The 9393-nt window shown below is 67.3% G+C and carries 7 protein-coding genes and 2 pseudogenes; 6 read left to right on the plus strand and 3 right to left on the minus strand.

Annotation, left to right across the window (positions count from 1 at the left end; all coding sequences use genetic code 11):
- Positions 1-242 precede the first annotated feature (242 nt).
- Positions 243-1038: pseudogene (locus AB0D85_RS51920) on the plus strand (IS256 family transposase); the annotation flags it as partial.
- 15 nt (positions 1039-1053) lie between these two features.
- Here the strand turns inward: AB0D85_RS51920 and AB0D85_RS51925 are convergent.
- Positions 1054-1464 carry a hypothetical protein gene (locus AB0D85_RS51925; RefSeq protein ID WP_362338628.1) on the minus strand — a complete coding sequence of 137 codons (411 nt, stop codon included), beginning with the start codon at positions 1462-1464 and terminating at the stop codon, positions 1054-1056.
- A gap of 119 nt (positions 1465-1583) precedes the next feature.
- On the opposite strand from AB0D85_RS51925, the pseudogene AB0D85_RS51930 reads away from it, so the two are divergent.
- Both AB0D85_RS51930 and AB0D85_RS51935 read left to right on the plus strand, forming a co-directional pair.
- Positions 1584-2590, plus strand: a pseudogene (locus tag AB0D85_RS51930) (AMP-binding protein); the annotation flags it as partial.
- Between the two features lie 171 nt (positions 2591-2761).
- Positions 2762-3082, plus strand: coding sequence for a hypothetical protein (locus AB0D85_RS51935; protein ID WP_362338647.1), 321 nt, complete (start codon positions 2762-2764; stop codon positions 3080-3082).
- Between the two features lie 9 nt (positions 3083-3091).
- On the opposite strand, the gene AB0D85_RS51940 is transcribed toward AB0D85_RS51935, so the two are convergent.
- Complete coding sequence (locus AB0D85_RS51940) at positions 3092-4081, minus strand: LacI family DNA-binding transcriptional regulator (RefSeq protein WP_362338631.1); 990 nt, start codon at positions 4079-4081, stop codon at positions 3092-3094.
- Between the two features lie 510 nt (positions 4082-4591).
- Here AB0D85_RS51940 and AB0D85_RS51945 point away from each other — a divergent pair.
- Positions 4592-5722, plus strand: a complete 1131-nt coding sequence (locus AB0D85_RS51945; protein ID WP_362338634.1) for a class I SAM-dependent methyltransferase — start codon at positions 4592-4594, stop codon at positions 5720-5722.
- A 142-nt stretch (positions 5723-5864) separates the two neighbouring features.
- On the opposite strand, the gene AB0D85_RS51950 is transcribed toward AB0D85_RS51945, so the two are convergent.
- Entirely contained in the window at positions 5865-7040 is a 1176-nt protein-coding gene (locus tag AB0D85_RS51950) for a cytochrome P450 (RefSeq protein WP_362338637.1), read from the minus strand.
- Positions 7041-7341: 301 nt separating this feature from the next.
- Here AB0D85_RS51950 and AB0D85_RS51955 point away from each other — a divergent pair, with 301 nt between their 5' ends.
- Both AB0D85_RS51955 and AB0D85_RS51960 read left to right on the plus strand, forming a co-directional pair.
- Complete coding sequence (locus AB0D85_RS51955) at positions 7342-7998, plus strand: TetR family transcriptional regulator (RefSeq protein ID WP_362338640.1); 657 nt, start codon at positions 7342-7344, stop codon at positions 7996-7998.
- A 361-nt stretch (positions 7999-8359) separates the two neighbouring features.
- Positions 8360-8863: a MarR family transcriptional regulator gene (locus AB0D85_RS51960; protein ID WP_362338643.1), complete on the plus strand. Its 504-nt coding sequence runs from the start codon at positions 8360-8362 to the stop codon at positions 8861-8863.
- Positions 8864-9393: the final 530 nt, after the last annotated feature.

Consider the following 9393-nt stretch of genomic DNA (forward strand, 5'->3'; position numbering starts at 1 on the left):
ATCCACGCACGGTTCAGACGTACACACTGGACTTCAAGATGGTCAAGGACGGAGACATTGACGCCGGGCCTGACGGCTAATGCAACGGCGTTGCCACGAAGTGGTGTAGCCAGGCAGGGTTCCGGAACGCGCGGGTGTCTGCCCGGGGCGTGCATCCGCTGGCGGTGCATGCTCTCTGAACAAGGGCAGGCCATCGCGTAAGTCTCCGTGGTGAACGGGCAGTTCAACCGGAGGAGCACGCGATGGCCTTGTCCCAGTCTGAGCTGATGCGGCTGCTGGAGTCGCTACGTCGGGCCGATGGAGTTGAAGCAATCAGGGTGGTGTGCGAGCGCATCCTGCAGGAGCTCATCGAGGCCGAGGCCACCGAGACGATCGGTGCGGCCCCGGGCGAGCACGCCGAGACGCGCACCACCTGGCGCAACGGACACCGCGAACGCCTGCTGACCACCCAGGCCGGCGACCTGGACCTGAAGATCCCGAAGGTGCGGAGCGGGTCGTTCTTCCCGTCGCTGCTGGAACGCCGACGCCGGATCGACCGGGCGCTGTTCGCCGTGGTGATGGAGGCATACGTGCACGGTGTCTCGACCCGCTCGGTCGATGACCTGGTCAAAGCACTCGGTGCGGACAGCGGGATCTCCAAGTCCGAGGTCTCGCGGATCTGCGGTGAGCTGGACGAGGAACTGACCGCGTTCAAAGAGCGGCCGCTGGATCACACCGTCTTCCCCTACGTCTTCCTGGACGCCACCTACTGCAAGGCGAGGGTGAATCACCGGATCGCCTCGCAGGCCGTGGTCATCGCGACTGGGGGTACCCCCGGCCGGAGGCTGGGGGAGGATCTCCGCCACCGGGCACCGCGAGATCCTCGGGCTGATGGTCGGCGACAGCGAGTCGAAGCCGTTCTGGACGAAGTTCCTGCGGTCCTTACGGGCCCGTGGCCTGGAGAACGTCCAGCTGGTCATCTCCGACAGCCACAGCGGGCTGGTGGCCGCGATCCGCACCGTCTTCCTCGGCGTGGCCTGGCAGAGGTGCCGCGTCCACTGAAGCCGTAAGGAATCAACATGGTGTTTCACCTCTTTCCGTGACGAACTTGAGTACGTCGGCGGCCGTGGCGAAGCGTCGTTCGGCGGGTGTCACGACGTATTGGTCCTGGTCGAGGATGGGCTGGACGTCCTCGATGGCGTTGCGGATGGTGCCGCGGCTGACGCCGAACACGGCGGCCAGGGCCTGTTGATCGCATAGACCTCGTTGGGAAAGGACAGTTGCCAGGATCCGGTCGGCGTCGGTGATCTTTTGGCGGAAGAGGCCGCTGCGGGTCCCCGGTTGCCTGTCACCGCCGCGCTGGCGATGCCGGCGTTCTTCGAGGGCGGCTTGGTAGGGCAGGGTGATCCGGTCGATCAGCGCCTGGAGGTCTGGTCGGGGCATGCCGGTGAGGGCGGGGTGGGATAGAGCTTGGGAGAGTTCCATGCAATGGCGCACGAATCCCCCCGACCACCTGGAACCCGAGGAGTGGCATGTCCACCGACGCAGCTCCTACCTGGTCTTTCCGTCACCACTGGATGGCGCAGGCGGCCACCCACGCGATGATGCGGCCCGACAGGCCCGCGCTGCGCTACCTCGGCGCCACCACGACTTGGGCTCAGCTGTCGCGGCGATCGTTGCAACTGGCGGCCGCACTCGCCGACCGAGGCGTGCGCACGGGCGACCGGGTGGCCATGCTCACCCTGAACCACCCGTGGTTCGTGGAGAGCGTGTTCGCGGCGAACAGCCTTGGAGCCATGGCCGTCCCACTCAGCTTCCGGCTCGCCCCGCTGGAACTCGGCCACATCCTGGCCGACTGCACGCCGTCGGCCGTCGTGATCGACGCACACCTGTTGCCGTTGCTCCAGGCGGTGCCCACGGCCGCGTCCATCACCACCGTGATCGTCATCGGCGAGTCGGACGCGACCGGGACGCACGCCGGGTACGACGACCTCGTGGCCGCGTACGAGCCGATGGGACTGCCGGACATCGGAGAGGAGTCCACCGCGCTGATCATGTACACCTCGGGCACCACCGGTCGGCCGAAGGGCGTGATGCTGTCCCACCGCAACATGCAGGTGCAGGCGATCACCTGCATCCGGGCGATGGAGATTTTCGACGACTCCGATGTCAGCTTTCTGACCGCCCCGTTCTTCCACATCGCAGGACTGGGCTCGATCGTCGCGAACTTCCTGGTCGGCAGCACCGTGGTGATCCACCGGCTCGGGGCCTTCGATCCGCAGGCCGTACTCGACGCCTACGAACACGAGGGCGCGACCATCGTCTTCAACGTGCCGCAGCAGTGGGACCTGATCTGTGCCCAACCCGACATCGACAAACGTGATCTCAAGCTGCGCGTCATCAGCTGGGGCGCCGCGCCCGCGAGCGACACGACGCTTCGGGCCATGGGGGAGAGGTTTCCCGACGCCCTCAACGTCGCGGTGTTCGGCCAGACCGAGACCTCGCCGATCACCTGTGTCCTGCGCGGAAAGGACTCGCTGCGCAAGCTCGGATCGGTCGGCCGATCCCGACCATCCAGTACCGCATCGTGGACGCGTCCATGAACGACGTTGGCGTCGGCGAGATCGGCGAGATCGTCTGCCGAGGCCCCACCGTGACGCAGGGCTACTGGAACAAGCCCCGGGAGACCGCGGAGGCCTTCCACGGCGGCTGGTTCCACTCGGGCGACCTGGTCAAGCAGGACGAGGAGGGCTTCGTCTGGGTGGTCGACCGTAAGAAGGACATGATCATCAGCGGTGGCGAGAACATCTACTGTGCCGAGTTGGAGAACGTCATCGCCGAGCATCCCTTCGTGCTGGAGGTCGCGGTGATCGGCAGGTCCGACGAGCGCTGGGGTCAGGTGCCGGTCGCATACGTCACGCTCGCGCCGGACGCCGACCTGCTGCTGCGGACGCTGACCGGCTTCCCCGACGGGAAACTCGCGTCCTTCAAGATGCCCAAGGGCCTGGTGGTCGTACCCGAACTTCCTCGTAACGCAGGCGGAAAGGTCATCAAGGGCATGCTGCGTGCCCGGGACGATGCGAAGACACCGGCACAGGGCTGAATCGCAGTGCTACAGGAGGGGCGACGGCGCCGGTGATCGGCGGGGCTGCTCCGCCAAGGCGCTCCCATGGGTGTGCTCGTGCGGTGCGTCGGGCGTCGCCTCCTCGATGAGCAGGCGCCCGGCCCGAACCCCCATGGCGGCAGCCGGCCGACTTACCGAGGCGAGCGGGACGACGGCGGAGGCAGCGAACTCGATGTCGTCGTATCCCGCGATCGCGACGCCCTCGGGCACCCGCAGGTCGGCCTCGTAGAGGGCCTGCATCACTCCTAGGGCAAGCAGGTCGTTGGCGCAGAAGACCGCTGTCGGCCGCTCCCGCAGACCCAGAAAGCGGTCCCCCGCCTCCTTGCCGGCGGAGACTGTCAGGTCGTGGCAGGACAGTTCCAGCAGACTCGTCGCGGGCAGACTGGCCTGCCTGATGGCGCTGAGCACGCCCCGGTGCCGGCCCCGCACCTGCTGGAGGCGGTCCGGGCCACTGACGTACGAGATCGAGCGATGGCCCAGCCGGATGAGGTGTCGTACGGTGTTGCGGCTTCCGGTGACGTCGTCGATTTTGATGGAGCAGGCGGAGGGCTGCGGGGCGTTCTGGTCGGCCATGACGAAGGGATTCGCGTTGTCGCGAAAGGCCGAGACCGTCCTGCCGATGTCTTCACACGAGGGCAGTACGGCTCCGCGGATCTGGTGGGACGTCAGGGCCAGGCGGCTGGCAGCTGTGGCGGGGTCCCGTGCGCCGGTGCACGCCATGACGCCGAGGCCGGTTTCGTGAGCGGCCTGCTCGACGCCGGAGGCGAGAGCCGCGCAGAAGGGGTTGGCGAGGCCGAGGACCATGACGGTGAGCACGCGTGAGGCCCGGCCGCGCAGTTGCTTGGCTTCTTCTGATCGCACGTAACCGAGCGAGTCGATCGCGGTCAGAACCCTCGTCCGGGTGGCCTTCGCGACGAGCTCAGGCCTGTTGAGCACGTTGGAGACGGTGCCAAGGGAGAGGCTGGCCTCCTGTGCCACATCTTTGATGCCGATCCCGCGCCGTGCGCCGCCGTCGTGTCCAGCCCACCCCCAACGGTGCGGAACCCGTGCCGCCGGAGGCGTCCCCGCCGGACTTCCGCTTATACGCCATCGCTGTCGTGGCGCCGCAACGCACGCGACGACATACGCCTGCCCCAGCGCGCCGAAGCCCACCCGGACTGGGCATTCATCACTGTGATGACACGGCGCCTCACCTGCAGGAACCCGCGATTCAGCCAGGGGATGAACAAGCCAGCCCGTCGTCTGACAGGGCTGGTGTGTTTGGCATCCGGGCAGCACCTGTGCGAGCCTGCTGCCACTCCTCCGAAAGGGCGCACCCTGATGCTCGGCATGGTTGTCTGGGACGTCCGCTCTCGCGCTTCGACGCGAGAGCGGTAACGGTCACCTGCCTCAACGCACACGCCTGTCCGATGGACAGGCGTGGGTTCAGCCTGCTCCTCGTCGAAGTGCTCTTCGTGCCCCTGCACGTTCGACCACGAGGAGTACGCGGTGTCCACCATCGACTGGACCGAAAACCACACCCACCAGTCCGCCCGCTGGCATTCCGAGAACGCCACCCCCATTCCCCGGCGAACCGTCGTCGCTGACGACCGGATGAAGGCCGACTACGCCTACCGACAGGCGTGCGAAGGAACGGCCCTGCTCTGGCAAGGCGACTTCCACAACGCCCGGCAACTCCTGCAAGCGATGGGCCGTCGCATCGACCGCAAGCCGACCAGGTCCAGCACGTCCCCGAGCGAGACCTTCCACCTGCACCGACGCAGCAGCAATCACCGAGCCCGTGTCCTCGGAAAGCTCCTGGTGCTGCTGGCCGACGACTACACCTTGACGTTGCGCCGGGCCCCCGACGTCCGCCAGGCATGTGTGGAAGCCTACGGCCCCTCAAAGGGACCCATGGCGGTCTCCCTGCGGGAACTGCTGGGAGTGATCGGCGCTTACCAGTGGCGTCTGAAAGGGATCGACGTGCCGGCGCTCGGGACTCGCATCCACCCCCATTACGGCGTGTTCGCACCCGGCAGAGGCGAATACGTCGACCTGGTCGCCCACGCGCCACTGCCGCCGGCGACCCGGCGCAGTTCCGCCATCAGGACGGCATTCGACCTCGGCACGGGAACCGGCGTCCTCGCCGCGGTCCTGGCGCACCGCGGTGTCAAGCGCGTTGTGGCCACCGACATCAGCCCACGCGCCCTGGCCTGCGCCAGGGAGAACGTTCGTCGGCTGGCGCTGAGCGACCGTATCGAGGTAGCGGGCCCTGGCCTGTTCCCCGAAGGCCGCGCCGACCTCGTCGTCTGCAACCCGCCCTGGCTCCCCGCCCGTCCGACCGGCCCTGTCGAACAAGGCGTCTACGACCCGGACAGCACCATGCTCCACAGCTTCCTCGCCGGATTGCCCGCCCGCCTCCGTCCAGGGGGCGAGGGCTGGCTCATCCTGTCCGACCTGGCCGAGCACCTCGGCCTCCGAACACGTCAGCACCTGCTCGACGCCATCCAAGGAGCACAACTGCGCGTCGTGGGCAAGATCGATACCAAGCCCCGGCATCCACGCTCCAAGGACGCTGCCGACCCACTCCACACAGCACGAAGCGCCGAGATTACGTCCCTCTGGCGTTTGACAGCGTGACCGGTACGCGCACCACGTAACGGCATCTCGCCTCACGGTTCACCAGGTGAGTACATCCCGTGAGTGACTTCGCCGCGCTCACGGGATGACCCGATTCCTCACCAGGTCGGAGGCTGTGGTCGCTGGCTGCTGATGTGTAGCGTTACCAGGTCACCGGGAGTTCATGCAGTCCGTACACCACGCCGTCCTCCTTGAACGACAGGTTGTCGACCGGCTGTGCCAAGCGCAGTCCGGGTACCCGGCGGAGCAGGGTGTCGAAGACGATACGCAGTTCCGCTCGGGCGAGGTTCTGCCCCGGGCAGGAACGCGGCCCGTATCCGAAGCCCAGGTGCGCCCGGGCGTCGCGGGTGATGTCGAACTGGTTGGGAGCGTCGAACGCGTCGGGGTCCCGGTTGGCCGTGTTGCACAGCGCGATCGCGCCTTCGCCCGCGCGGATGACCGTGCCGCCGATCTCCGTGTCCTCGACGGCGACTCGGACGACGGCGTACTCGCCGACGGTGAAGTACCGCAGCATCTCCTCGACCGCGCCGGGCGTCTTCGCCGGGTCCTCGCGCAGTGCTTGGAGGGACTCGGGGTTCTCCAGCAGCATCATCGTACCGAGGGAGATCATGTTCGCGGTGGTCTCGTGACCGGCGACCAGGAGCAGGACCCCGAAACCCGCGGAGGTCTTGCGGTCTCCCGTCCTGTCCAGCAGTCGGGTGAGCAGATCGTCGCCGGGCTCGCGCTCCTTGCGGGCCATGAGTTCGTCCAGGTAGGTGATCAACTCGGTCATGGCGGTGCCCTGTTCCTCGCGGGTCGCCGTCCGGCGCAGCATCTCGCCGGTCCGCTCCTGGAAGAAGTCGTGCTCGGCGTAGGGCACACCGAGCAGTTCGCAGATGGCCAGGGACGGGACCGGGAGCGCGAGTGTCTCGACGAAGTCGGCGGGGCGCGGTCCGGCCAGCAGCGCGTCGATGCGGTCGTCGACGATCTGTTGGAGTCGGACCTCGAGTCCCGTAATGCGCTTTAGCGTGAACTCGCCGGTCACGTCGCGCCGCTGGCGCAGGTGTTCCGCCCCGTCCACGGTGATCAGGGGGGTACCGGGCGCGGAATGTGTCTGTGCGACGGACATGTGCGGGATGCCGGGGCGGGTGCGGTTGGCGCTGAAGTGCGGGCTCGCCAGCATCGCCCGGACGTCCTCGTGCCGGGTGATCGCCCACACCTGGGAGCCGCTGGGCAGCGTGACCCGGGCGACGGGTTCTTCCTGGCGTAAGCGGACGTGCTCCGGCACGGGGGCGAACGGGCAGGTACGGGCGAGGGGCAGTGGAGTGGTGGCTGTCATGGGGAACCTCCAGGTGGGGGCAGGAGACGGGCCCGGATCTGGTCACCGATCGGAAGATCGATTAATGCAAACATTTGTATTAATCTAGCGGCACGCAGACGTCCGTTCAAGGGGTGGCCCAGGGCATCGAGACAGTGGAAGGCAAGCGATGGCGCGCTCCCGCGCGCCATCGTTCAGTCGAAGGTTCGCATGGCGCTTACGCTGTGGTTTTGTTTTCCCGGCGGCGTCGGTCCGATCGGGGGCCTGCAGCGCCCTGCCGGCCCCGTCGGCGCCAGCGGTACACGGTTCTGATGAGGTGGCGATGGCAGGCGGCACGCGGCGAAGCGATGAACGGGTAAGCGCCACGCGGGAGGTGCTGCTGACGGAGGCCGAGCGTCTGTTCGCCGAGCGCGGGGTGCATGCGGTCACCCACCGGCAGATCAGCGAGGCTGCCGGGCAGGGGAACATCGCCGCGGTCAACTACCACTTCGGTACGAAGGACGATCTGGTCCGTGCGATCGCCCGTCGGCACGGCGAGCAGATCGAGTGCAGGCGCGTCGGAATGGTGGCCGGCCTCGGCGACTCCACCGACCTGCGGGCATGGGTGGCCTGTCTGGTCCGCCCTGTCACTGAGCACTTGGAGATACTGGGCAGCCCCACGTGGTACGCACGCTTCGCCGCCCAGATCATGGCCGACCCGGTCCTCTTCTCGATCGTGGTTGAGGAGTCTCTCGCGATGGCACCTTTGTTGGGATCCTACGAGGACGGACTGGCCCGGTGTCTGCCCCATCTGCCGACGGGAGTGATCACCGAACGTGCTGTCATGGCACGTCATTTGACCGTGCAGATGTGCGCCGAGCGGGAACGCGCCCTCGCGGACGGCACCCCCACCTTTCGCCCCACCTGGGGTGCCGCATCCGATGCGCTCATTGACGCGATCGTCAGCCTGTGGCGCACGCCGCTGAAGCCGGGGGCATGAGCGGACGGTCGGCCTGCGTCACTCGTTGAGCAAGTACAGGCCGTTCTTGCGGCGGACGACTTCGACTGGTCGGTCAATCTCTGCCATGGTGCCCGGCTGGGGCGCTGATCCCGTCTGGCGTATTTTGGGCACCTGGGGAGAGTGGGGTTGATCGGCTTCGCGAACTCCGCAAGCATTCGAGTGTGCTCCAACTCTCACGCGGATCTCAGTTGATGGCGGAGAGCTCAGGTGTGCTGCCGTAGGCGCGCCCTGCTGCGGGGTGCGGGTGAACCACCGGATTGTCTTCCGAGGGCGTGACGTCCTTCGATTGGATGGCCTTGCGGGTTACTTAAGTTACGCAACTATATGTTAGCGTAGTGGCATGGCCATCCTGCCGCCGTTCGCAGCATCCGTCCCGCCCGAACTGGCTGAGATCGAAGTGGCCTTCACACGCGTCGTCTATCAGGCCGGGCGGGCTCGTCAGCATGAACGGCTGATGGCGACGGCCGGACTGCTGCTGGATCGGGCGGCCGTGGCGATCCTACGGCAGATCGCCGAGAGCGAACCCATGCGCCCCGGCGTCCTGGCCGTCCGGCTGTCCGTGGAAGCATCCCATGTCACGCGGCAGTTGCGGCAGTTGGAACAGTCAGGCTTGGTGATCCGAGTTCCGGACCCGGACGACCGCCGCGCCCAGCGCGTCCAGATCACCGACGCGGGGGTGGCCGTCTTCGGCCGAGTGCGGGACGCGAACCGCCGGGGTATCCAAGCCGCCCTTGCGGGCTGGTCCCCAGAGGATCTGCGTCAACTCGCTGCCCTCTTCCGCCGGATGGTCCACGACTTCGTTGCCAACGCTGAGGCGCCTGCAGACCATTTGCGCGTGACCTGACGACAGCGCGACTACATACGGCTGTGCGTCAGGCTCATGACGAGCGCGCCGACGCGGTTGGGCGCGGAGCAGGAAGGGACATTCGTTGACAGGTCTTCTCCTGTCCGGTCTCGCGGAGAGATGGAGCCGTCGCCCATTTGAAGCAAGCAGTTGAAGCGGTTGGTGTGACGGCGTACCAGGGTGCTCGTGTCGGTCGTAGGTGGCAGTCTGGGGCGAGGGTGCCATCGCTCAGAGACCCTCCCGTACGGCAGGGCCCGCCATCGGGACCGTTTTGCCTTCAGCGCGGCGGAGGTGCGGCGCAGGCTGGGAGTCGGCTGATGCCGCATCGGTCCACTGTCGAGGGCCGGTGAGCGCACCGAGGTCGGCGTGGCACACCCAGGGTCTTCTGCGTGTGCCGTGCGGCAAGGATCCTCAACCGGTCCGTCCGCCACCGTACGGACCCGTGCCGTCATGCCCCGGGGGGGGCGGTCCGCCCCGGGGCGGACGGGGGGGGCCGGCGCGCCGGGGGGGGGGCGGAAACGATTAGGCCC

The sequence above is a fragment of the Streptomyces sp. NPDC048277 genome, from assembly GCF_040652235.1.
Taxonomy (GTDB): Bacteria; Actinomycetota; Actinomycetes; order Streptomycetales; family Streptomycetaceae; genus Streptomyces.